30 protein-coding genes and 1 tRNA gene are annotated in these 22,387 nt (G+C 65.1%); 20 read left to right on the top strand and 11 right to left on the bottom strand.

Annotation, left to right across the window (positions count from 1 at the left end):
• The first annotated feature begins 55 nt into the window (after positions 1–55).
• The 15 genes from ACMGRF_RS13845 (at position 56) to queC (ending at position 13,257) form a co-directional block, all read left to right on the top strand.
• Complete coding sequence (locus tag ACMGRF_RS13845; RefSeq protein WP_032954421.1) at positions 56–688, top strand: esterase/lipase family protein; 633 nt, start codon at positions 56–58, stop codon at positions 686–688.
• A gap of 175 nt (positions 689–863) precedes the next feature.
• A complete protein-coding gene (locus tag ACMGRF_RS13840) occupies positions 864–1,595 on the top strand; it encodes a YebC/PmpR family DNA-binding transcriptional regulator (protein WP_262257696.1) in 732 nt (243 codons plus the stop codon).
• Positions 1,596–1,700: 105 nt separating this feature from the next.
• A complete protein-coding gene (gene ruvC / locus ACMGRF_RS13835; RefSeq protein WP_414485320.1) occupies positions 1,701–2,222 on the top strand; it encodes a crossover junction endodeoxyribonuclease RuvC in 522 nt (173 codons plus the stop codon).
• A gap of 13 nt (positions 2,223–2,235) precedes the next feature.
• Positions 2,236–2,829, top strand: coding sequence for a Holliday junction branch migration protein RuvA (ruvA, locus tag ACMGRF_RS13830; protein ID WP_005418517.1), 594 nt, complete (start codon positions 2,236–2,238; stop codon positions 2,827–2,829).
• Positions 2,830–2,947: 118 nt separating this feature from the next.
• Positions 2,948–4,798 carry a potassium transporter Kup gene (locus ACMGRF_RS13825; protein ID WP_414485319.1) on the top strand — a complete coding sequence of 617 codons (1,851 nt, stop codon included), beginning with the start codon at positions 2,948–2,950 and terminating at the stop codon, positions 4,796–4,798.
• Between the two features lie 126 nt (positions 4,799–4,924).
• On the top strand, positions 4,925–5,965 hold the full coding sequence (gene ruvB, locus ACMGRF_RS13820; RefSeq protein WP_005418515.1) for a Holliday junction branch migration DNA helicase RuvB: 1,041 nt from the start codon (positions 4,925–4,927) through the stop codon (positions 5,963–5,965).
• Positions 5,955–6,386: a tol-pal system-associated acyl-CoA thioesterase gene (gene ybgC / locus ACMGRF_RS13815; RefSeq protein WP_049413323.1), complete on the top strand. Its 432-nt coding sequence runs from the start codon at positions 5,955–5,957 to the stop codon at positions 6,384–6,386. Before ruvB ends, ybgC begins: the two co-directional genes overlap by 11 nt.
• 10 nt (positions 6,387–6,396) lie before the next feature.
• Positions 6,397–7,176, top strand: coding sequence for a protein TolQ (gene tolQ / locus ACMGRF_RS13810; protein WP_005410752.1), 780 nt, complete (start codon positions 6,397–6,399; stop codon positions 7,174–7,176).
• Between the two features lie 24 nt (positions 7,177–7,200).
• Positions 7,201–7,629: a protein TolR gene (tolR, locus tag ACMGRF_RS13805; RefSeq protein ID WP_005410751.1), complete on the top strand. Its 429-nt coding sequence runs from the start codon at positions 7,201–7,203 to the stop codon at positions 7,627–7,629.
• Complete coding sequence (gene tolA, locus ACMGRF_RS13800) at positions 7,619–8,674, top strand: cell envelope integrity protein TolA (protein WP_049413325.1); 1,056 nt, start codon at positions 7,619–7,621, stop codon at positions 8,672–8,674. The genes tolR and tolA overlap by 11 nt, the downstream gene beginning before the upstream one ends.
• 283 nt (positions 8,675–8,957) lie before the next feature.
• The gene (gene tolB, locus ACMGRF_RS13795) at positions 8,958–10,277 is read left to right on the top strand and encodes a Tol-Pal system beta propeller repeat protein TolB (protein ID WP_049413327.1); all 1,320 of its coding nucleotides are present in this window, start codon (positions 8,958–8,960) and stop codon (positions 10,275–10,277) included.
• Positions 10,278–10,341: 64 nt separating this feature from the next.
• Entirely contained in the window at positions 10,342–10,860 is a 519-nt protein-coding gene (gene pal / locus ACMGRF_RS13790) for a peptidoglycan-associated lipoprotein Pal (RefSeq protein WP_005418510.1), read from the top strand.
• Between the two features lie 3 nt (positions 10,861–10,863).
• Positions 10,864–11,682 carry a tol-pal system protein YbgF gene (gene ybgF, locus ACMGRF_RS13785; protein ID WP_019660125.1) on the top strand — a complete coding sequence of 273 codons (819 nt, stop codon included), beginning with the start codon at positions 10,864–10,866 and terminating at the stop codon, positions 11,680–11,682.
• Positions 11,683–11,812: 130 nt separating this feature from the next.
• Positions 11,813–12,514 carry a 7-carboxy-7-deazaguanine synthase QueE gene (gene queE, locus ACMGRF_RS13780; protein ID WP_049441294.1) on the top strand — a complete coding sequence of 234 codons (702 nt, stop codon included), beginning with the start codon at positions 11,813–11,815 and terminating at the stop codon, positions 12,512–12,514.
• Between the two features lie 77 nt (positions 12,515–12,591).
• On the top strand, positions 12,592–13,257 hold the full coding sequence (gene queC / locus ACMGRF_RS13775; RefSeq protein ID WP_049413330.1) for a 7-cyano-7-deazaguanine synthase QueC: 666 nt from the start codon (positions 12,592–12,594) through the stop codon (positions 13,255–13,257).
• 70 nt (positions 13,258–13,327) lie between these two features.
• Here the strand turns inward: queC and ACMGRF_RS13770 are convergent, their stop codons facing one another.
• Positions 13,328–14,281, bottom strand: coding sequence for a DUF2268 domain-containing putative Zn-dependent protease (locus tag ACMGRF_RS13770; RefSeq protein ID WP_414485318.1), 954 nt, complete (start codon positions 14,279–14,281; stop codon positions 13,328–13,330).
• A 167-nt stretch (positions 14,282–14,448) separates the two neighbouring features.
• Between ACMGRF_RS13770 and ACMGRF_RS13765 the strand changes: the two genes are divergently transcribed.
• Positions 14,449–14,524: transfer RNA gene (locus ACMGRF_RS13765), tRNA-Lys, on the top strand.
• A 73-nt stretch (positions 14,525–14,597) separates the two neighbouring features.
• Here ACMGRF_RS13765 and ACMGRF_RS13760 read toward each other — a convergent pair.
• The 4 genes from ACMGRF_RS13760 to ACMGRF_RS13745 form a co-directional block, all read right to left on the bottom strand.
• Complete coding sequence (locus ACMGRF_RS13760) at positions 14,598–15,650, bottom strand: tyrosine-type recombinase/integrase (RefSeq protein ID WP_414485922.1); 1,053 nt, start codon at positions 15,648–15,650, stop codon at positions 14,598–14,600.
• Positions 15,650–15,862 (bottom strand): DUF4224 domain-containing protein, encoded by a 213-nt coding sequence (locus ACMGRF_RS13755; protein WP_227860217.1) that lies wholly within the window; start codon positions 15,860–15,862, stop codon positions 15,650–15,652. The genes ACMGRF_RS13760 and ACMGRF_RS13755 overlap by 1 nt, the downstream gene beginning before the upstream one ends.
• A 7-nt stretch (positions 15,863–15,869) precedes the next feature.
• The gene (locus ACMGRF_RS13750) at positions 15,870–16,160 is read right to left on the bottom strand and encodes a hypothetical protein (RefSeq protein WP_134709534.1); all 291 of its coding nucleotides are present in this window, start codon (positions 16,158–16,160) and stop codon (positions 15,870–15,872) included.
• A 581-nt stretch (positions 16,161–16,741) separates the two neighbouring features.
• Complete coding sequence (locus ACMGRF_RS13745; protein WP_414485317.1) at positions 16,742–16,891, bottom strand: hypothetical protein; 150 nt, start codon at positions 16,889–16,891, stop codon at positions 16,742–16,744.
• A gap of 340 nt (positions 16,892–17,231) precedes the next feature.
• On the opposite strand from ACMGRF_RS13745, the gene ACMGRF_RS13740 reads away from it, so the two are divergent.
• Entirely contained in the window at positions 17,232–17,555 is a 324-nt protein-coding gene (locus ACMGRF_RS13740) for a hypothetical protein (RefSeq protein ID WP_414485316.1), read from the top strand.
• Between the two features lie 221 nt (positions 17,556–17,776).
• On the opposite strand, the gene ACMGRF_RS13735 is transcribed toward ACMGRF_RS13740, so the two are convergent.
• The 5 genes from ACMGRF_RS13735 to ACMGRF_RS13715 form a co-directional block, all read right to left on the bottom strand.
• Positions 17,777–17,992, bottom strand: coding sequence for a hypothetical protein (locus tag ACMGRF_RS13735; protein ID WP_414485315.1), 216 nt, complete (start codon positions 17,990–17,992; stop codon positions 17,777–17,779).
• Positions 17,989–18,177: a hypothetical protein gene (locus ACMGRF_RS13730; RefSeq protein ID WP_414485314.1), complete on the bottom strand. Its 189-nt coding sequence runs from the start codon at positions 18,175–18,177 to the stop codon at positions 17,989–17,991. The genes ACMGRF_RS13735 and ACMGRF_RS13730 overlap by 4 nt, the downstream gene beginning before the upstream one ends.
• A gap of 159 nt (positions 18,178–18,336) precedes the next feature.
• Entirely contained in the window at positions 18,337–19,176 is an 840-nt protein-coding gene (locus ACMGRF_RS13725; protein ID WP_414485313.1) for a DUF3037 domain-containing protein, read from the bottom strand.
• Positions 19,173–19,928 carry a HipA family kinase gene (locus ACMGRF_RS13720; protein WP_227853587.1) on the bottom strand — a complete coding sequence of 252 codons (756 nt, stop codon included), beginning with the start codon at positions 19,926–19,928 and terminating at the stop codon, positions 19,173–19,175. Before ACMGRF_RS13720 ends, ACMGRF_RS13725 begins: the two co-directional genes overlap by 4 nt.
• 18 nt (positions 19,929–19,946) lie before the next feature.
• Positions 19,947–20,696: a S24 family peptidase gene (locus ACMGRF_RS13715; protein ID WP_227853588.1), complete on the bottom strand. Its 750-nt coding sequence runs from the start codon at positions 20,694–20,696 to the stop codon at positions 19,947–19,949.
• Positions 20,697–20,752: 56 nt separating this feature from the next.
• Between ACMGRF_RS13715 and ACMGRF_RS13710 the strand changes: the two genes are divergently transcribed.
• Positions 20,753–21,277, top strand: coding sequence for a transcriptional regulator (locus ACMGRF_RS13710; RefSeq protein WP_414485312.1), 525 nt, complete (start codon positions 20,753–20,755; stop codon positions 21,275–21,277).
• A 4-nt stretch (positions 21,278–21,281) separates the two neighbouring features.
• Here the strand turns inward: ACMGRF_RS13710 and ACMGRF_RS13705 are convergent, their stop codons facing one another.
• On the bottom strand, positions 21,282–21,491 hold the full coding sequence (locus ACMGRF_RS13705; protein WP_414485311.1) for a hypothetical protein: 210 nt from the start codon (positions 21,489–21,491) through the stop codon (positions 21,282–21,284).
• A gap of 11 nt (positions 21,492–21,502) precedes the next feature.
• Here ACMGRF_RS13705 and ACMGRF_RS13700 point away from each other — a divergent pair, with 11 nt between their 5' ends.
• Together ACMGRF_RS13700 and ACMGRF_RS13695 are read left to right on the top strand one after the other, a co-directional pair.
• On the top strand, positions 21,503–21,682 hold the full coding sequence (locus ACMGRF_RS13700; protein WP_414485310.1) for a hypothetical protein: 180 nt from the start codon (positions 21,503–21,505) through the stop codon (positions 21,680–21,682).
• Between the two features lie 13 nt (positions 21,683–21,695).
• Positions 21,696–22,313: a hypothetical protein gene (locus ACMGRF_RS13695; RefSeq protein WP_414485309.1), complete on the top strand. Its 618-nt coding sequence runs from the start codon at positions 21,696–21,698 to the stop codon at positions 22,311–22,313.
• Positions 22,314–22,387: the final 74 nt, after the last annotated feature.

Genomic DNA, 22,387 nt, shown 5'->3' with positions numbered 1-22,387 from the left:
GCGCGCGTGTTCAATCACCTCACGTTCCTGCCCCGCTGACCGCCAGGCTGTTTGCATGACTCCCCCCGTATTGCTGCTGCATGGCATCTGGAATGCCCGCGCCTGGGTCGGGCCGCTGGCCTGGCGCCTGCGCGCGCGTGGTTTCCAGGTGCATGCGTTCGGTTACTCCTCGGTGTTCGGTGGTCCCGACGTGGCGGTGCCCCAGCTGCTGGAGCGGTTGGCCGATGCCGGGCCGTTGTCGCTGGTCGGCCACAGCCTGGGAGGGTTGCTGGCGCTGGAAGCGCTGCGGCGCAATCCGCAGCTGCCGGTGCAGCGGGTGGTCTGCCTGGGTTCACCGCTGCGCGGCAGTGGCACCGCACGCTCGTTGTCCGAGCACGGCTGGGGCCTGGCGCTGGGACGCAGCAGCGAGCTGCTGCTCGATGGCCTGCCGGACTGGCAGGGCAGGGCCGAGGTTGGCCTGATCGCCGGCTCGGTGCCGCATGGGCTGGGCAGCCTGCTGGGTGCCATCGACGATGCCTCCGATGGCACCGTGGCACTGGCCGAGACCCGGCTGCCGGGCCTGGCCGACCATTGCGTGGTCCGCACCAGCCACAGCGGCCTGGTGGTGTCGCCCGACGCCGCGCGGCAGACCGCGCATTTCCTGCGTCATGGCAAGTTCGACCACAGCCGCGACGCGGCGGCGGCCTAGGGGCAGGGAGGCAGGGCCGCCCTGTAGAGCCGGGCCCATGCTCGGCTGCATTCGGTCGGGCCCATGGAGCCGGGCATTGGCTCGGCTCTACAACAATACGGGCCTAGACACGGTTGCAGCGCCCGATCAGGTAGAATCCGCGCCTTGATCCTGAAGCAGCCAGACGGTAGCACCCATGGGTAGAGGCCCCTCCATCGAAGCCCGCAAGAACGCGTCCGACGCGAAGCGCGGCAAGATTTTCACCAAGATCATCCGCGAGATCGGCGTTGCCGCGCGCGGCGGTGGAGGCGACCCCAACAACAATCCGCGCCTGCGCGTGGCCGTGGACAAGGGCCTGGCCGTGAACATGTCCAAGGACGTGATCGAGCGTGCCATCAAGAAGGCGACCGGTGAGCTGGAAGGCGTCGACTACGAGGAAGTCCGCTACGAAGGCTACGCGCCGGGTGGCGTGGCCGTGATCGTCGACTGCCTGACCGACAATCGCGTGCGCACCGTGGCCGATGTCCGCCATGCGTTCAGCAAGTGCGGTGGCAACATGGGCACCGAGGGCTCGGTGGCCTTCATGTTCAAGCGCCTGGGCGTGCTCAGCTTCGCCGCAGGGGCCGACGAGGAAGCCATCACCGAAGCGGCCATTGAGGCCGGTGCCGATGACATCGTGGTCTACCCCGATGACGGCTCGATCGATGTGGTCACCAGCCCTGACGCGTTCAACGCGGTGAAGGATGCGATGGCCGCCGCCGGCCATATCGCCGACCACGCCGAGATCACCTTCCGCGCGGACAACGACATCAAGGTTGAAGGCGACGTCGCCCTGCAGGTCAAGAAGCTGCTGGACATGCTCGAAGACCTGGACGACGTGCAGGACGTGTATTCCAACGCCGAACTCGGCGCCGACGCCTACGCCTGAGCCGTCTTCGACGGCCTGGGCGCGGGCCGTTGAACGGTCACCGCGGACAGTCATGAGCCCATACGCCTGCCAGCGCATCCCGTTCCGCCCCGCCAGGAGTGCAGCATGACCCGCATCCTCGGCATCGACCCCGGTTCGCAGCGGACCGGGGTCGGCATCATCGATGTCGATGTCGCCGGCCGCGTCACCTACGTGCACCACCAGCCACTGGTGCTGCTGGGCGCCGACGACTTCCCGCAGCGCATGAAGCTGCTGGTGCTGGGCCTGGCCGACCTGTGCCGCGAGTACCAGCCGCAGGAAGTGGCCATTGAAAAGGTGTTCATGGCCCGCAATCCCGATTCGGCGCTGAAGCTGGGCCAGGCCCGGGGCGCGGCGATCTCGGCCGTGGTGCTGCGCGACCTGCCGGTGCACGAATACGCCGCCAGCGAGATCAAGCTCGCCGTGGTGGGCCGTGGTGGCGCCGAAAAGCAACAGGTTCAACACATGGTCGGGCTCATGCTCAACCTGAAAACCAAGCTGCAGGCCGACGCGGCCGACGCGTTGGCGGTGGCGATCACCCATGCCCACGTACGGGCAACGGCCAACCGCCTGGGGCTCAGTGCCCGCCAGGCGTGGGGCCGCAAATGAGGAGCTGCACGCAATGATCGGTCGACTGCGCGGCATCGTCGCCTACAAGGCGCCGCCGTGGCTGGTGGTGGACGTGAACGGGGTGGGCTACGAACTGGAGGCGCCGATGAGCACCTTCTACGACCTGCCCGAGCTCGGCCGCGAGGTCACGCTGTACACCCACTACGCGCAGAAGGAAGACAGCGTTTCGCTGTACGGCTTCCTGCGCGAGGGTGAGCGGCGCTTGTTCCGCGACGTGCAGAAGGTCAGTGGCATCGGCGCGAAGATCGCGCTGGCGGTGCTGTCCGGCGTTTCCGTCGAGGAGTTCGCGCGCATGGTCCAGGCCGGTGACATCACGGCGCTGACCCGCATCCCCGGCATCGGCAAGAAGACTGCCGAGCGCATGGTGCTGGAACTGCGTGACCGCGCCGCCCAGTTCGGCGCCGGCGGCGCGCTGCCCACCGGCAGCGGCCCAGCCCCGGCCGACCCGCTGTCCGATGCCACCGTGGCCCTGCAGCAGCTGGGCTACAAGCCGGCCGAAGCGGCACGCATGGCCCGCGACGCCTTCAATGAAGGCGACGAGGTAGCCACCGTGATCCGCAAGGCGCTGCAGTCGGCGCTGCGCTGAGCCGCGTCCCTTTCCTTCAACGAACCGCCTGAGCATCGCCAGGAGTCCCATGTCCAGCAGTCAAACCCCGCACGCAGCTGCCTCCGGCAGCCACGGTCACGCCCCTCCAGCAGGAGGCATGGCGCTGATCATCGGTGCGATCGGCGTGGTGTTCGGCGATATCGGTACCAGCCCGCTGTACACGCTGAAGGAGGCGTTCTCGCCGCACTACGGGCTCAACAGTGACCACGACACCGTGCTGGGCGTGCTGTCGCTGGCGTTCTGGGCGCTGAACATCGTGGTCACGCTGAAGTACGTGACCATCATCATGCGCGCCGACAACGACGGCGAGGGCGGCATCATGGCGCTGATGGCGTTGACCCAGCGCACGCTGCGCAACGGCTCGCGCTCGGCCTACGTGGTCGGCATCCTCGGCATTTTCGGTGCCTCGCTGTTCTTCGGCGACGGCGTGATCACCCCGGCGATATCGGTGCTGGGTGCGGTGGAAGGCCTGGAGGTGGCCGCGCCGGGCCTGCATGCCTTCATCGTGCCGATCACGGTGGTGGTGCTGTTGATGGTGTTTGCGGCGCAGCGCTTCGGTACCGAGAAGATCGGCAAGGCGTTCGGCCCCATCACGTCGGTCTGGTTCATCTCGCTGGCGGCGATCGGCATCTACAACATCGTCGATGCGCCGGAAGTGCTCAAGGCATTCAACCCGTGGTGGGCGATCCGCTTCTTCATGGAGCACAGCTGGCATGGGATCTTCATCCTCGGCGCAGTGGTGCTGGCGGTGACCGGTGGCGAGGCGCTTTACGCCGACATGGGCCACTTCGGTGCCAAGCCGATCCGACACGCCTGGTACTTCTTCGTGCTGCCGTGCCTGGTGCTGAACTACCTGGGGCAGGGCGCACTGGTGCTCAACCACCCCGAGGCGCTGAAAAACCCGTTCTTCGAGGCGGTGCCGCCGTGGGCGCTGTACCCGATGATCATCCTGGCCACCATGGCGGCGGTGATTGCCTCGCAGTCGGTCATCACCGGTGCGTTCTCGGTCTCGCGTCAGGCGATGCAGCTGGGCTACATCCCGCGCATGCGCATCAAGCACACCTCGCACGACACCATCGGCCAGATCTACATCCCGGGCATCAACTGGGGCATCGCGGTGATGGTGATCGGCCTGGTGCTGGCCTTCCGCAGCTCGTCCAACCTGGCGGTGGCCTACGGTATCTCGGTGTCGGCCACCATGCTGATCGACACCCTGCTGCTGGCCCTGGTGGCCCGTTCGCTGTGGCCGAAGGCGCGCGCCTGGCTGCTGCCGCTGTGCGTGGTGTTCTTCATCATCGACCTCGGCTTCGTCATCGCCAACGGTGCCAAGCTGCTGCAGGGCGCCTGGTTCCCGGTGGTACTGGGGATCTTCCTGTTCACCATGATGCGCACCTGGCGCCGTGGCCGCGAACTGCTGCGCGATGAGATCCGCAAGGACGGCATCCGCCTGGATACCTTCCTGCCTGGGCTGATGCTGGCACCGCCGGTGCGCGTGCCGGGCACTGCAGTGTTCCTCACCGCCGACCCGACCGTCGCCCCGCATGCGCTGATGCACAACCTCAAGCACAACAAGGTGCTGCACGAACGCAACGTGTTCCTGCACGTGGAGACCCTGCCGATCCCGTATGCGATGGAAGGGCAGCGGCTGAAGATCGAATCGGTGGGCGACGAGTTCTACCGCGTCTATGTGCGCTTCGGCTTCATGGAAACCCCGGACGTGCCGCTGGCGCTGATGCGCTCGTGTGACCACGGTGGCATCTACTTCGACCCGATGGACACCACCTTCTTCGCCAGCCGCGAAACCATCGTGGCCACCGCCAACCGCGGCATGCCGATCTGGCGCGACAAGCTGTTCGCGCTGATGCACCGGAATGCCGCGCCGGCCACGGGCTTCTTCCGTATTCCCGGCAACCGCCTGGTCGAACTCGGGGCCCAGGTCGAGATCTGAGGTCTGGTAGTGCCGGCCGCTGGCCGGCTTCCGCCGCACCACCGGTGTTCATGGGGTTGCCGGCCAGCGGCCGGCACTACCGTGCTTCCGGCCCCGGAATGCAACCATTTACCGCATAATCACGGTATGACCGACGACCGCATCATCGGCGCCGGCGCCACCCGCGAGGATGACGCCGCCGACGCCAGCATCCGCCCCAAGCGCCTGGCCGACTATCTTGGCCAGGCCCCGGTGCGCGAGCAGATGGAGATCTACATCGAAGCGGCCAAGGGGCGCGGCGACGCGCTCGACCACGTGCTGATCTTCGGGCCGCCCGGCCTGGGCAAGACCACGCTCAGCCACGTCATCGCCAACGAACTGGGCGTGGCCCTGCGGGTGACCTCCGGCCCGGTGATCGAGAAGGCCGGCGACCTCGCCGCGCTGCTGACCAACCTGCAGCCGCACGACGTGCTGTTCGTGGACGAGATCCACCGCCTGTCGCCGGTGGTCGAGGAAGTGCTGTACCCGGCGATGGAAGACTTCCAGATCGACATCATGATCGGTGAGGGCCCCGCGGCCCGTTCGATCAAGATCGACCTGCCGCCGTTCACCCTGATCGGTGCCACCACCCGCGCCGGCCTGCTGACCGCGCCGCTGCGCGACCGCTTCGGCATCGTCCAGCGGCTGGAGTTCTACAGCGTCGAGGAGCTGACCCGGATCGTGCGCCGCTCGGCCACCATCCTCGGCATCGACTGCACCGCCGATGGCGCCGGCGAGATCGCGCGCCGCGCGCGCGGCACCCCGCGTATCGCCAACCGCCTGCTGCGCCGCGTGCGCGACTATGCGCAGGTGAAGGCGGGCGGCCACATCGACGAGGCCGTGGCGCAGGCCGCGATGAAGATGCTCAAGGTTGATCCGGAAGGCTTCGACGAGCTCGACCGGCGCCTGCTCAAGACCCTGGTCGACTACTTCGATGGCGGCCCGGTCGGGATCGAGTCGCTGGCCGCGGCGCTGTCCGAGGAGCGCGGCACGCTGGAAGACGTGGTCGAGCCGTACCTGATCCAGCAGGGCTTCCTGGTGCGCACCGCGCGCGGCCGCATGGCCACCCACAAGGCCTACCGGCACATGGGCCTGAAGCCGAAGAACCCGCCGCAGGACCTGTTCGCGGAGGTTCCCGATGTCGGTTGAGCCACTATTCAGTTGGCCGACACGCATTTACTGGGAAGATACCGACGCAGGCGGCGTGGTCTACCACGCCCGCTATGTGGCCTTCATGGAACGGGCCCGGACCGAATGGATGCGTGCGCTCGGCTACGGCCAGGAGCGCATGCGCGCCGAGCATGGGATGGTCTTCGCGGTGCGCTCGATGCAGATGGATTTCATCAAGCCGGCACGGCTGGATGACACCCTGCAGGTGAGCGCCCGCCTGGTCCAGCTGAAGAAGGCCAGCATGGTCTTCGACCAGCAGATCCTGCGCGACGGCGAGCTGCTGCTGTCGGCCCGGGTCCGCATCGCCGCACTGGAAGCGGCCAGTTTCCGCCCGCGTGGCATGGACGAGGCCGTCCTTGCCATGCTGCAACCCCACCTCCACCCCGAATCCGAACACTGAGGAACAACGGATGATCGCAACGCTCCTGGCCCTGCAGGCCACGGTCACCGAGGCACTGCCGGCCGACGTCAGCAACGCCGCGACACAGACCCTTGCCCAGGCCACCACCGGCGGCGGCATCAACTACCTCGAACTGATGGCCAAGGCCAGCCTGCCGGTGAAGATCATCGTGCTGCTGCTGCTGGTCGGCTCGTTCGTCAGCTGGGTGATCATTTTCCGCAAGGCCCGCGTGTTCAAGCAGGCCACCCGCGAAGCCGACGAGTTCGAGAACCGCTTCTGGTCCGGCGCCGACCTGGGCAAGCTGTACAGCGCCGCCACCGACCGCAGTCGCAGCGTGACCGGCCTGGAAGCCATCTTCGAAGCCGGTTTCCGCGAGTACACCCGTCTGCGCGACAAGCGCCGCCTGGATGGCCGTGCGCAGCTGGAAGGCGCGCAGCGCGCCATGCGCACCACCTACACCCGCGAAGTGGACCAGCTTGAGCGCAACCTGGAACTGCTGGCCAACATCGGTTCGACTGCCCCGTACGTGGGCCTGGTCGGTACCGTGTTCGGCATCATGGTGACCATGCACGACATGATCAGCAGCGGTGCGCAGGCCGGCATCGCCGCCGTCGCGCCAGGCATCTCCGAAGCCCTGTTCGCCACCGCCATCGGCCTGTTCGTGGCGATCCCGGCGGTGTGGGCCTACAACCGCTTCACCACCCGCGTGGAGCGCATGTCGGTGCGGTTCGAGACCTTTGCCGAAGAGTTCAGCTCCATCCTGCAGCGCCAGAGCGCTGGCGACGAGTAAGCGCCTGACCCGGGAGTCCAAGCCATGTCCGCTGCCATCGGTCGCCGCAAGCGCCGCAAGCTGAAATCGGAAATCAACGTCGTTCCCTACATCGACGTCATGCTGGTGCTGCTGATCATCTTCATGGTCACCGCGCCGCTGCTCACCCTGAGCTTCGACGTCGACCTGCCGCAATCCAACGCCAAGGCGCTGGAAAGCAAGCAGGACCCGGTGATCGTCTCGGTGCGCCAGGACGGCCAGCTGAGCCTGAAGCTGCCCGATGCCAAGGAACCGACCGCCGTGTCGGCCGAGGAACTGGAAGGCCGCCTGGCAGGCATCGCCGCCCAGGACAAGGGCGTGCGCGTGATCGTCGCCGCCGACCGTGCCGTGGCCTATGAAAAGGTCATCGCCGCGATGGATGTGATCAAGCGCGCCAAGGTAGACAAGGTAGGCCTGGCCACCGATGCACGCTGACGCCCTGCCACCTCCACAGCAGCGCGAACCCGGCTGGGGCCTGCCCCTGGCGCTGGCGTTGCTGGTGCACCTGCTGGTCGCGCTGGTCTTCATCGTGGCCTGGTTCTGGTCACCCGAGCGCAACACCGACGCCGCCGCCGGTGATCCGTCGGTGGAGGCCAGCCTGGCGCTGTCCGCGTCCGAGGCGTCCGCCGCCCGCCAGGCCCTGCGCCAGTCCGAAAAGCTGGAGGACCTGCCGCCGCCGGTGGCCGAGCCGGATCCGGTGCCGGAAGACACCATTCCGCCGCCACAGCCGATTCCCGAGCCGCGCCCACAGGACGCCCCCACGCCGCAGCAGCAACAGGCGCAGGAGCGCGTCGCGCAGCCGGATACCAAGGACCAGGAAGCAGTGAGCGCGCTGGCCATCTCGCAGGAGAAGGCGAAACAGGAACAGGAAGCCAAGCGCCGCCAGGAGCAGATCGACCTGACCGAACGCAAGCGCCAGGAAGAGGCCGAGCAGAAGCTGCGCCTGGCCAAGCAGCAGGAAGAAGACGCGAAGAAGAAGCTGGCCGATCAGGCGCGCCAGGCCGCGGACAAGGCCGAGGCCGAGAAGCAGAAGAAGATCGCCGAGATCCGTGCCCGCCGCGAGCAGGCCGAAAAGGAAGCCAAGCTGGCCGAGCAGAAGCTGCGCCAGGTCGCCGCCGCGCGCAATGCCGCGGGCAGTGCCGCCGCCGGTGCCAGCGGTGCGTCCCAGCCGGCCGCCGGTGGCGGTGGCAACAGCGATGATCTTTCGGCCAAGTACGCCGCGGCGATCCAGGCCAAGGTCCTGTCGCAGTGGGTGCGCCCGGATACGGTGCCACTGGGCCAGCGCTGCCAGATCACCATCACCCAGATTCCGGGTGGCACGGTGATGCAGGCCAAGGTCAGCCCGAACTGCCCCTACGACGAGGCCGGCAAGCGTTCGATCGAGGCCGCCGTGCTCAACGCGCAGCCCCTGCCGTACCGTGGCTTCGAGTCGGTGTTCGCACGCACGCTCAACTTCACCTTTACCGCCCAGGATCGCTGAGGCGGGCAGGGCAGGGGGGGCTCGGGCCACTCCTGCCCACGGTTGTCGCGCTTGCCTCTGGTGTGCTCGGTTTCGACCGGGCAGGCTGTGGGCTGCTGTCGAACGCCGTCCTCCGGGGCGGCGTGACCAGGGCAGACGGTGCGATGTTAGCCACGACGTTAACGGTGCGTGAGAAGACGGGCTGGAACTGACCCGGAATTCACGTACCCTTGGTTCATGATTGCGAAGCGGTTCACTCCCGCTTTGTTATCCCTCGTTCCGGTTTCCCCTTATTGAGCGCTCCATGAAAAAGATGCCTCGCTGGCTTGCCGTGTTTGCGGCCCTGTTGCTGCCCTTTGCTGCCGCCGCGCAGCAGAAGGGGTTGGATATCGACATCATCGGCGGCAATGCCTCCGCGCTGCCGATCACCATCGTGCCGATGCCCTATCAGGGTTCGTCGGCCGCTCCGCAGACCGACGTCGCCGGCGTGGTCCGTGCCGATCTGGAGCGTTCGGGCCAGTTCCGCACGCTGCCGGAAGCGCAGATCGTCGAGAAGCCCGTGCGGGGAGGGGATATCCAGTTCGCGACCTGGCGCGCGCTGAAGCAGAACTACATTGTGGTCGGCCGCGTGCTTGATGCCGGTGCCGGTGCCTACCGCGTCGAGTACGAACTGTTCGACGTGCCCAAGGGCGAGCGCCTGCTGGGCCTGGCGATGACCGCCCGTGGCAATGCCATGCGCGACGTTGCCCACCAGATGGCCGACGCCATCTACGAAAAGATCACCGGTGTGCGCGGCGCCTTCTGGACCCGCATCGCCTACGTGACCGCCAGTGGCAAGGGCGACGCCATGCGCTACGCGCTGATGGTGGCCGATTCCGATGGCTTCAACCCGCAGACCATCGTGCGCTCGGCCGAGCCGCTGCTGTCGCCGTCGTGGAGTCCGGATGGCAGCAAGCTGGCCTACGTCAGCTTCGAGCGTGGCAATTCGGCCATCTACATCCAGAACATCGGTACCGGTGCGCGCGAGCTGGTCACCAGCTTCCGCGGCATCAACAGCGCCCCGGCGTTCTCGCCGGACGGCCGCAAGCTGGCCCTGACCCTGTCGCGCTCCGGTAACCCGGAAATCTACGTGATGGACCTGGGCAGCAAGCAGCTGACCCAGCTGACCAACCACTTCGCCATCGATACCGAGCCGACCTGGGCACCGGACGGCAGCGCGGTGTACTTCACCTCCGATCGCGGCGGCCGTCCGCAGGTCTACAAGGTCGGTGCCGGCGGCGGCAGCGCCGAGCGCGTGACCTTCCAGGGCAACTACAATGCCAAGCCGTCGGTGTCCTACGATGGCAAGAAGATCGCCGTCGCCCAGGGCTCGGGCAACAGCTACAAGATCGCGATGATGGACAGCTCGCTGGGCTCGCCGCGCTGGAGCACGCTGTCCCCGGGTTCGCTGGATGAATCGCCGAGCTTTGCGCCCAACGCAAGCATGGTGCTGTACGCCGCCCGCGAAGGTGGCCGTGGTGTGTTGTATGCCGTTTCGGCCGATGCGCGGGTTCGCCAGCGCCTGGTCCTGGCTGACGGTGATGTGCGCGAACCGGCATGGTCCCCATACCGTACCCAGCGCTAAAAGAGTGTTAATATTTTCGTTGTCTTGAACCCCTCATCGGCTTAGGAGCCACAAAGGTATCGCCATGAACAAGTCCACCCGCGTTCTGCTTGTTTCCCTGCTGTCTGTGGCCGTCCTGGCCGGTTGCTCGAAGAAGGTGAAGGAAGAGCCGGCAGCCCCGGTCGACACCGGCACCTCGACCACCACCCCGACCGGTCCGTCGACCTCCGGCCTGTACGGCCCGGGCGACCTGGACACCGACGCTTGCCTGCGCCAGCGCGTGGTCTACTTCGACCTGGACAAGGAAGACGTGAAGCCGGAATTCCAGGCCATCATGGCGTGCCACGCCAAGTACCTGCGTGACCGTCCGTCCTCGCGCATCACCCTGCAGGGCCACACCGACGAGCGCGGTTCGCGCGCGTACAACCAGGCCCTGGGTGAGCGTCGTGGCAACGGCGTCAGCTCGGCCCTGCAGGCCAACGGTGGTTCGGCTTCGCAGCTGACCGTCGTGTCCTACGGTGAAGAGCGTCCGGTCTGCACCGAGTCGAACGAGTCCTGCTGGTCGCAGAACCGTCGCGTCGAAATCGTCTACACCGCGCAGTAATCCATGCGCATTGGCATCAAACTGATGCTGGTCGTTGCGGCAGCCCTCGTGGCTGCCGCACCGGCGCACGCACAGCGACAGAGCCTGGCTGACCGTGTCGGCGCGCTCGAGCAGCAGATGTACAACAACAGTGCCAACCAGGACCTGTTGAACCAGATCAATCAGCTGCGGCAGCAGGTCACCAGCCTGCAGGCCTCGATCGAGCAGTTGCAGCATGACAACGCCCAGCTCAAGCAGTCCGCCCAGGACCAGTACCTGGATCTGGACAGCCGCCTGAACCGGCTGGAAGGGGGCAATGCCGCCCCGGCCCTGCCGCCTGTTCCGGCGAGCGCGCCGAAGGCCGCACCGGCCCCGGCAAAACCCGCAGCGGCGGCCACTTCCGAGCGGCCGCCTTCCGTCCATGGTGATGCTGGCAGCCTTGCCGCCACCGGCGACGAGCGCACCTCCTACAACGTTGCCTTCGATGCGTTGAAGGCCGGCAGGTACGACGATTCGGCGCAGCTGTTCCTGAGCTTCCTGGAGTTGTACCCGAACGGCGTCTACGCGCCGAATGCGCTGTACTGGCTGGGCGAGAGCTACTACGCCACCCGCAATTTCCCGATGGCCGAGACCCAGTTCCGAGAACTGCTCTCGCGCTATCCGACCCACGACAAGGCCGCGGGCGGCCTGCTCAAGATCGGCCTCTCGCAGTACGGCGAGGGAAAGGTCGACCAGGCCCAGCAGACGCTGGAGACCGTCGTGGCGCAGTACCCCGGCTCGGACGCCGCGCGCACCGCGCAGGACCGTCTGCAGTCCATCCGCCTGGGCAAGCAGATCCGCTGACCGGGCGTACAATACGCACCGTGGCGCTGGGCTGATGCCCGGCAGCCTCCTGTAGAGCCGAGCCCATGCTCGGCTGCTTTCGTTTCCGGCGCCGTGAATCGGCTGCCCGTCCCATGAAGAACTTTCCGCCATGACCGCCGTTACCCCGTCCAACGCCGTCGCCACCCCCAGCGACATCGTGCAGTCGCCGCTGCCGCGCCTGAAGATCACCGAGATCTTCACCTCGCTGCAGGGCGAAGCCGATACCGCTGGCTGGCCGACCGTGTTCGTGCGCCTGACCGGCTGCCCGCTGCGCTGCCAGTACTGCGACACCGCCTATGCCTTCCATGGCGGCACCTGGTGGGATATCGACGATATCGTGGCCGAGGTGCTGGCCCAGGGCGTGCGCCACGTCTGCGTGACCGGCGGCGAGCCGCTGGCGCAGAAGCGCTGCCTGGTGCTGCTGCAGAAGCTGTGCGATGCGGGCATGGATGTCTCGCTGGAAACCTCCGGCGCGCTGGATGTCAGCGCAGTGGACCCGCGCGTGTCGCGCGTGGTCGACATCAAGACGCCGGGTTCGGCCGAAGTGGCGCGCAACCGCTGGGAAAACCTGCCGCTGCTGACCGCGCGCGACCAGATCAAGTTCGTCATCTGCAGCCGCGAGGACTACGACTGGGCCAAGGCCATGGCCGCCGAGCACGGCCTGGTGAAGCGTTGCACCGTGTTCTTCTCGCCGAGCAAGGGCGAGATCACCGCGCGGCAGTTGGCCGACTGGATCGTCGAAGACCGGCTGCCGGTGCGCTTCCAGATGCAGTTGCATAAAATCCTGTGGAACGACGAGCCCGGCCGATGAGCCGGTGCAGCGTTCCCTGATGTAGCTCCGGCGCGGGACAGCGTGCTGGCTTTCCTCTCCCAACCGGAAGATTCCCCATGAAGAAGGCAGTCGTGCTTCTCTCCGGCGGCATGGATTCAGCCGCCGTCATCGCCATGGCCCAGGAACAGGGCTTCGCCGTGCACGCCCTGAGCGTGCGCTACGGCCAGCGCCACACCTCCGAACTGGATGCCGCCGCCCGCGTGGCCAAGGCCCAGGGCGTGGTCGCGCACAAGACCGTGGACGTGGACCTGCGCAGCATCGGTGGCTCGGCGCTGACCGATGACATCGACGTACCGGAGGCCGGTGGTGCCGGCATTCCGGTCACCTACGTGCCGGCGCGCAATACCATCATGCTGTCGCTGGCCCTGGGCTGGGCCGAAGTGCTCGGCGCCAACGACATCTTCTGCGGCGTCAACGCCGTCGACTACTCCGGCTACCCCGACTGCCGCCCCGAGTTCGTGGCCGCGTTCCAAACGCTGGCCAACCTCGCCACCAAGTCGGGTGTGGAGGGCGCGGGCATCAAGGTGCACGCACCGCTCCAGTTCCTCAGCAAGGGCCAGATCGTCAGCGAAGGCGTGCGCCTGGGCGTGGACTTCGGACTGACCGTGTCCTGCTACAACGCCGACGCCAACGGCGCCGCCTGCGGCCACTGCGACGCCTGCCGCCTGCGCGCGCAGGGCTTCGCCGAAGCCGGCGTGCCCGACCCCACGCTGTACGCCTGACCGCGTCTGGTAGAGCCGGCCGCTGGCCGGCTTCACTGTAGCTGCGAACCGTGGGTTCGCGCTCCTTGACCTACCGGGCCTGCAACCATCCCGATGCCTCGATGAAGTCGGCCACCGCCTTCGGATCGGCATAGTCCAGCTCGATCATCCGCGCGATGCCGGCGTTCTCATCGGTCTGCTGGCGCATGTACTCCTGCGCGATGCGGTAGCCGGCGTAGTAGCCCAGATCGCTCACCCCGAACGGATTGCGCGCACTGTTGTACAGCCAGTTGTCGAGGTTGTCCCCGCTCATCTCGGCAATGAACCGCGTGCGGATCTCCGCTTCGTGCGCGGGCCCGTAGGCATACAGCGGCAACGCGGGCCGACGCCCGCTCAGCCGCTCGGCCACATACTCGGCGACGCCCTCGCGCAATGCATGCTGGGCCAGGCTGCCGGTGGTCTCGCGCTGCTGGGTATGCACGTACTCGTGCAGGTTGTTCTGCGCGTTGTTCGCGCCCGGGCGGCTGTCGTAGAAGATCCGCAGCCGGCTGCGCATCGGCTCCGGAAGCTCGCTTACATCCACTCGCTCATCACCCAGCGCCATCTCCGCACCGATCAATACCTTGTTGCCCAGCGTGGTGCCGCCGGTGCGCAGGACACCGATCGCATAGGTGATGGTGGCCGGGCGCAGTGCCGGGTAGAGCGCGCGGAAGGCGGTCAGATCCCGCTCTAGCGTGGCGCTGGCCTGCTGCGCGTTCGCAGTCAACGGCCGTACCGACGTCCAGAAGCGTGGCCATGACTGCATGGCCTCGGCGTACTCGCGGGCGGTGTAATGGCGGGCCTGCATCAGTGCATGCAGGCCGGGGCTGCCCGGATCGATGTAGCGCTGCTGGACCAGCGCCACCCGGCGCTCGGCATCGGGTTCGGCGCGCACCGCGTCATAGGTGGCCCAGAAGCGGGCGATGTCGTCGGTGACGAGCTGGGGCGGCGAAGCCAATGCTGTGCAGGGCAGCAGGGCGGCAAGCAGGCTGACGATCAGACGCATCCATGGCTCCAGAAAGGACCACAGATGGGATGCGCCAGTGGCGCCAAAGGTTTAATCCCGCTGGTAGTGCCGGCCGCTGGCCGGCAACCCCGACACACCGGGGTTCCACGCGACCGGCCAAAATAGGGTAGAATGCCCACCCCGCCGAAAGGCCGGGGCGATGCATTGGGCCGTTAGCTCAGTCGGTAGAGCAGAAGACTTTTAATCTTTTGGTCGAAGGTTCGAATCCTTCACGGCCCACCATTGCGACAGAAGGGTTTCGGAGCGATCCTGAGCCCTTTTTGTTTTTCCGCAATCGCCTGTCTTTTCCGCAAAACTACTTCGTCGGGGTTACACGGTCGCCCTTTCGCTTTCGCGTGTAGGTCTCGGTCATCACCACGGACGAGTGGCCCAACTGCCGCTGGGCCTGGCGAATGTCCGCCGCAGCGTCGGCCTTGTCGGTGCCTGCCTTTGCCCGCAGATCCCGGAACTGGAACGCCGCCTTGGGCACGCCTGCACGCTCGCGCGCTGCGTCAAACCGGCTCCGCAGCTGACCCCTACTGAGGGGCTGACCGTATTCGTCCAGCAGCAGCGCCGTGTGCACAATGACCGCGCCCTTTTGCTTGCCGCGCCGCTTGAACGTCCTGGCGCTGAAGCGCACCAGTAGTTCGGCCAGCTCCCCTTCAATGGCAATGCGCAGCTTGTGCCTCGTCTTGCTCTGGCTGATGTGCAGGAAGCCATCGCGCACGTCGCGCCTGTCCATGTTAAGGGCGTCCGAAGGGCGCTGACCCGTTAGATAGGCCAGATCCAGGGCGTCTCTCAGTGGCTGATCTGCTGCATCCCACACCGCCCGGTAGACGTCGTCCTCGACGTACACATCGCGGCCTGCTTCGCCGTAACCACGCACACCCTTGCAAGGGTTCTCCGCGTCGGTGAAGCCCCATTCCCTACACTTGTTCCACAGATGACTCAGCAGCGCCTTCTCGCGGTTGGCGCTGACCATGGCCACCGACCCGTTCTTGGTTCGCCAGTCCAAGTACTGACGAACGTGCAGCGGCCTGATCTTGGCCAGTGGCGCAGGCGGATTGCAAAAGAATTCTTCGAGCTTCGCCAACTCCGCCAGATTGACCTTGGCCGTTGATGCGCGCTTCTTCGGGATGACCAATTGCTTGTACCGCTTGGCGGCATCGCGGAAAGTAACGATTTCCGGCACAGCTGCCTCGGTCGCCATCAGCTCGGCCCACTTGCGCACAGCCTCTGGATAACTCTTGCCCAGTGCTGTTTCCCGGCGCGGCTTGCCGCCGTGGTCGAAGAAGTAATACGTGGTCTTGCCCCGCACACGCTTCCGCATGTGTGGGATGGCACCAGGATCCTTAGAGCGTCGTCCCATTACGCTGCGGGCCTCATAGCGTTGCTTGACCAAGCGCCATCCGCCTCGGGTGCCTTCTTCGCCGAGCCATCGACTGCCGACCACATGACCACCGGCCATCCGGCCGCGTTAATGGTATGCGGGATGCCGTTGCGGGCCAGGTTCTGAATCTGCCTGCGCTTGGTGTGTGCGCCTGTTAGCTCGGCCACATCGCCGTGTGCGCCAGGACGCATGATCTTGTCAGCCGCCGACACGGCGCACCTCCCGATGCGAGGCCAGGAGCGGCAGCTGCAGCACGTTCTCTGGCAGCGTCGGCTCCGCCCTGCGCGCGCTGCGCTCGGGACGGTTGAGCCGGCGCCATGCTGCGATGGCCTTGTCGGGATCTGCATGCTTGCTGGTCGACCTGCAAGCGCACTCGACCATGTGACCACCGCCGGCGGAGGCGCAGCGCTTGTCGTGGATGTGGCGCGCGCGGTGGCCGGCGGCGCAGTTCGGCAACCCTTCCGGGTGGCTGATATGTTCCTGGGTCATGGCTTCTTGCACTCCTCGATGTGGGCCTGGAGCTTTTCCTTCGGGCATTGGTTGCACGGTGCTGTGTGGGGCGCACGGACGGAGAACCTTGTGCCGCGCACGTGCTCACCTGGGCGAATCACGACGTGGCCGCACGACAGCAGACATTGGAATCGAGCGGCAAGGACGCTCGAGCCGGGCGACGCAATGAACTGCGCGCTGGTGACGTTGCGTACTGGTGCGGCGGCGAGCAGCTGGTCAGTCATTGGACGACGCGCTCCACGTTGGCGAGGTCTTGTATGCTGAGAAGTGGGATGGTTGTGACAGGGGAGTTAAGTGGTCGAGCGAGCGCGGTGGCACGAGGACTGGAACTTCAAGATCAGGGGAAGAGACGTGACGGTCCGTGTAGCTACCGATGGCCCCGGCAGAGGCGAGGTGACTGCTATCCACGTGATCTACGGTCCCAGCCAGACCGGCTTGGCCATTCCGGTGGCTTCGCAGAAGGACGCCATGGAGAAAGCCGAAGCTCTGCTTAGCGATCTGATGGGCTCGAGCTGGTACTGACATAGCGTTCGCCGGCGCCGCAATCTTGTTGGCATTGCTCATGCCTGCATGTCCTTGCTACTGGTGGAGCGCGCGCTGTGCGCGGCGAGGTGTTCCCAGCGTTCGGCTTCGCCCACGTAGGCGGCGGCGCGGTTGGCCGCTGCCATGCGGGCTGGGTCGTGATCGAAGATGTCGAGCTGGCTACGCACGACATATCTCCGGGTCGTGGGGCGTGGCAGAATGCCGGCGAATCCACAGGGGGATCATGGAATGGGCTGGTAGAATGGGATCAGTGAGTGCTACTGGGTAAGTTCCACGTGCGTTCTCGATTGGGACGCAGCCTCGGCCGTGGCGACGGCGGCAGGCGTTTTGGCTGCCTTGGCTGCACCGGCCGTCACGAGAATCAGGCAGCGAAGACGTGCCAACGCGCTGCTCGTTTTGTCCTTCAGCGGGGATATCGCTCAAGCATGGGCACGTGCTGAATCGATATCGCGCGATTATCCATTTGGCTTGGCCGGTCCGGAATCCCAAGCCGCGCAAGAGCGGTTCATGAACGATCCTGACTATCGCGCCCAGTTTGCTCGCAGCGGTGAGCCCCTGCGTGTGCTCGCGCAAAGAGAACTCGACCTGAGCAAGTGGCCTCAGGCCATCGACCTTGGTGTGGCGGAGCGGGTCGCTGTAGCGATTCATGCAGCACAAAGGCTCTGCGTTGCACTTGAAGCAGGAAGTGAGGGTTCCCCCGACGCTGCCGGGTGGCGAGATTTTTGGACGCATTACAGGCGAGACGTTGATTTCGCAGTGAAACGGCTCGATGAAGCCTGGACGACCTGTCTGCGTGCTTCGCACAAGAGCCGCTACCCGGCTGGCCACTAGGGCGCTCAATCCAACCGCGAGATCCTCCGAAATCAGCAGGCATGCGGCAGAGGAATTGAGTGGATCCTGTCCCCACGTGGCGGTGGTGGTGTGCCCGAAGATCGCGCAGCACCGGTGCACGTGGACGCAGTCACCACACGTCTTTCCCACGGGCAGCTCCATGCAGGTGCTGCCGCTGCATGCCTTGTCGGCGCAGCATCCATGCTTGCCATTGGCAGTGTTCATGCAGCACCGCCTTGGGCGCGCGCTGCGCTTCGGACAGCGGCGACGGCGCCTGCAGCGCTATGACCGTGCCGCAGGACGGCATTGGCGGCGATGCTGGAGGCGATGACGACTTGGTAGGGGAGGAGGCCCCAGCGGCGCCCGGCGCGGGCGACGATGCCTGCGGCGGCTGCGGCGCGCTGAGCGCTGGAGTGTTGGGCGACGACGGCGCTCATGCGGCGGCCGCCGTACTGCTGCGCAGTTCCAGCGCGGCCTGCTGAATATCCAGGGCGAGGCGGTCCGCCTCTTCCTGCTCAACGTACAAGCTGGCGGCGCCGACCTTGATGGCGACCATGCCCACTGCGGGCATGGCGACTACGGTAGGTGGCGCCTTGCTGACGCCCAGGGAAAGGGTGGCCATGCGTGATCTCCTGCGCCCGGCCCCGGGATGGGGTGGTGTTGGGTGGCAGGAATAGATTAGTGGCGCTAATTCTATAGGTCAATAGGGGCGCTTATATTTAGGATGAAGGCGTTAAGCTTCTGCCGCCCCAAAGAAAAGCCCCGCCGGAGCGGGGCCTTTTCAGTAGCGCGGTACGGCTTTCTCTGCGAAGTGGAGAATGGCCGGCCTGTCCGATGCGTCTACCACTTCAACGCTCAGCTCTCGCAACTCTTCCGTGATCTCGCGAGTCGCCCTGAAGCGGTTCGTGCTGATGCTAGTTCCGGCGACTGGAGCCTCAATAGCGAACAGCGTGTGCTGCGGGAGTAGCCGGTGCTTTTTCAGGCGCGCCACCTTGTGAACCCATATCCCGCCGTGCTCGAAGATCTTGTTCGGCTCATCCTGACCCAGGAAGAGCGGCTTGATCACGACTTTGGGCGCGTCTTGACTGGTAGACACGAAGGGGAACTTCACGCTGAAGCTGTCGTCGCCGACGGGGAGATCATCGAAATAGGTCTTGAGGCGAGCACCGCTAAGAATCTTCCCTACACCCTTGGTAAGGATCTGCTCGTGGTACTCCTTGGTCGCAAAGTCACGTTCAATGAATCGCTCGTACAACTCCGTCAATGCTTGATCGGGGCTGTCTGCCAAGATGACCCGGGTTGCGCTGAATGTCATCAGGGCCTCTCTGGGCCGAGTAATCGAGTCGAACGCGTAATGCGCCGGCAGCGCACCGTCTTGCACGGCATTTGCTATGCGCACAATTTCTGACCGAACGTACTTCATTGCCTCACGATAGATCCTAGGGCCGAGGCCCTGGAAGAAGTCCGTAACGCGTTGAGTACGGTTCGTGGGAGCCAATCTAGCCTTCAGGAACCCAAGTTCTGGGCACGCGAGAACAACCCCGACATTGGCGAACTCGCCAGTTTCGGCGTAAGGGATGAACCTCACAATCGCGTATTGGCAGGCAACCTTGGTCTTCATGCCAGCCTCCAGAAGTCTTGATGGATGCACCGAGCCAGCAGTGCCTTGCAAGCGGGCTCGTCAAAATTTACGGGGATGGTCTGTTCATCATCGTGAAACAACCATTCGCTAGGAACGCTCGCCCAGGCGGTGTCCCATGTATCTGCCAGTACTTCGCTCAGCCGAGCTTGGTAATTTGCCATCTCCACCAGGTCTTGGCAAAGCGGGTTCCATTCATCTCCGAAGATGTGAGTCTGGAGGAACGTCGTTTCATCGAATTCGGCGTCAAACGCCAAATTGTGATCGATGACCACAAGCTCCTCTGACTCCGCATTGAAGAGGAGGTTTGGGTTCCCGCCCGTCTCTGTCAAGGTTCTGTCGGCGTTGTGGACCCACCAGTCAAATACGAGAACGTCCCGCCGCACTGGTAGCGGGACCCTCAGCCTAGATGCGTATGTTATCCAGTTCAGTCCTTCCACTGCCCTTGAAGCGAAGACGGGGCCGCTGCCTAGCTCCCGCCCCTCCGGGTGCAGGCGCACCAAGCCAGCGGGCGCAGCAGCGATCGCGCAGCGAGGCAAATTCAGTCCCATGCGGGCGGCGAGGTGCCCAGCCATCCACTCACAGATCAAGCTCTCATGAGTGGCTGATCTACCCTTGACGTAATAGAGGTGCCCATCCTCGCCTCGGCATTTGAATGGCATCGTCCTACCATCGGAACTCCGCTCAGTGATTTCCACAATGGGCAGAATGGAGCCTGCGACCTGTCCGTTCATATACGGCCTCCCGTGGCCTCAGTCAGCCCATCCGCCAATCCAATGGACTCGACCTATGACGGTGATCGGGTGTCGCTTCGACGCCATTGGCTTCGGCTTCTGCCATTGGTGGTCGCCTCGCGGGTTATCGCTTTGGAAGTAGACGCCGGCGTCGAGCACCAGGGCGCGTTTCACGTAGAACTCAGGATTCGCGTAGCCATCGACCTGGATGACGTAGAGAACGCCATCCACGACTCGCGTATCAGAGGTGTCGAAGAGGATGGCATCTCCGTCCTTGATGGTTGGTTCCATGCTGTCGCCCTTGCCGTAGTAGACGGCAAGGTTGCGGCCGTAGATGCCGCGCCTCCGGAGGCTGGTCTTCTTGAATTTTAGGCTGTGGGTTTCTGCGTACTCGACCGCTTCTGCGCCTGAACCTAAGCCCGCGGCCTGTGAGTAGCCGAGTACATCGGCGTAGTCGTCGTCCTTGGCATTAGTAGCTGTGAATTGCTGCTCTGGGAGATCGTTCCTAATTTCCGTGTCCTCAATGCCCAACGACGCCGCAAAGACCTTCAGCGTTCGGAAGTTCATCGGGATCTTTCCGTTGAGGTACTGGCTTACGGCTCCTTGGGTGATACCAAGCTCCAATGCCACCTTCTCCTGAGTGATCCCGAGCTTCCTCGCCTTAGAGGTCCATACGGACTTAAGGCGGGCTGCTGCCGCGATATCCGCTTTGGTTGGCTTGGCTTTGCGCGACGATTCCATATCAGGAACGCTAATGAACACGTTCACGACAGTCCAATAGGGGCGCTATTGACGCTAATATCAGGGGCGCTCATACTTGGGCGATGGACATCGTCACCTATCGAAAAGAGAAGGGGCTGTCGCAGGCAGCGTTCGCCGCCCTGCTGACGGAAATGGGTACGTCCGCCACCCAGGGCCTTGTCTCGCAGTGGGAGAACGGGACTACCGCGATCCGGGCAGAGCGGGCCGTCCAGATCGAACAGGTCACTGGCGGCGCTGTATCGCGCTATGACCTCCTTCCCCTCGTTTTCGGCCCTAGCCCATCTGTTGGCGGGCAGCCGCGTGCTGCCGTAGAGAAAACCCAGCCGAACGCGCAGGTGACTGCCCTGATCGACAGTCGAATGAGCAAGCGCGCGCTGCGTGCCCGATTGGGCCTGCGTAACGACGTGCACCTGGCCAAGGTTCTTGGCCTGCCCGTTGAGCAGGTGAGCGGTTGGGCGGATGAGGACATGGTCCCGCCGTTGCCGCAGGTGATGAAGTTGCTTGGGCACACCGAGCAGCCGGAGCCGGCCAAGCCGGCAAACGACGACCCCGATGCAGGCCGCATCGCACCGATTGAGGTGGCGTGATGGGCTACAGCCGAACCAAGCGCTCGCCTGTCGCAACCACTTCAAATCCGTCGGCGTCGGCATTGACGGCGCTGCCGTCGCCAAGAGTGTGCCTTGCCATCCCCTCGATCCAGCTTGGCCCGTCGAGGTCCGAGGTGTCGATGCGGGTGAAGTGCTTGATGACCCACACCCTGCGGCCGTCCGCGCCGCGAGTTTCGATTTGTTCCGTCTCCATGGAGAACCCCAATGTCTGACCAGACCCCCGAGCAGGTGCGGGAGCACCACCTGTCGCGCATCCGCGAATACGCGGAGCAGCACGACCTCGCTGGCGAGGATATCGCACTGATCTTCAATGCTGGGCTGGCTGCCGCCCGCACTCTGCGGCCTGCGCTTTTCGAGCAAGCGGCTCCCGGTCGTCGTCCCTGAATCGTTTATCTCCATGGCGCCCATCCTGCGCCGCCCCCGAGAGCCTGTCATGAAGCCCAAGCCCCAATTCCTGCCCAAGCGCCAGACGGTGATCTACGGATTTACCGAGCAGATGCTGCGCGATACCGGCTCCAACCGCCGCAGCTTTGCGATGGCGGTGGCCGATACCTACCTGTCGTTGCTGGGCGAGGACGACCGTGAGGTTCCGTTCCGCATCACGCTCGGTGGCGATGGTGACGCGGACAAGAAGCACAACGGCCAGATCCTCGGCCGCTATCTCGACGGCGTGGTGAAGACTCTGCCGGCCGACCTGGAGGACGCGTGGGTGCTGAGCCTGCCGGAGCCGTACCGCAGCAGTTGTGAGCGTGAGCTTGCCAGGCGGCGCGGCATCCTGCCGATCCGCATGGATGCCATAGAAACGGTAGCCGATACGACCGGCGTTGGCCAGCTGATGAAGGATTTCGGTGACTTGTGCGCCGCAATCAGCCCTGCGGTTGCCGACGGTGTGATTGATGAAAAGGACCGTCCCCACGGGCACAAGATCATCAACGAGTGCGATGACATGGTCATCAGCGCGTTGACCTTCCGCAAGGCCGTCATCCGCGCCATGGGACTGGAGACGGCCCGATGAACCATCCCGCTCGCTCCACTGATCCCAGCACCAGCGATGAAGCTGCGAGCCGTTTGGTGGTCAGTGGCAAACAG

The sequence above is a fragment of the Stenotrophomonas sp. EMP41 genome, assembly GCF_047495535.1.
Taxonomy (GTDB): domain Bacteria; phylum Pseudomonadota; class Gammaproteobacteria; order Xanthomonadales; family Xanthomonadaceae; genus Stenotrophomonas; species Stenotrophomonas sepilia.
Note: the sequence above shows the minus strand (reverse complement) of the source record. Positions and strands in the feature narration are given on the sequence as shown.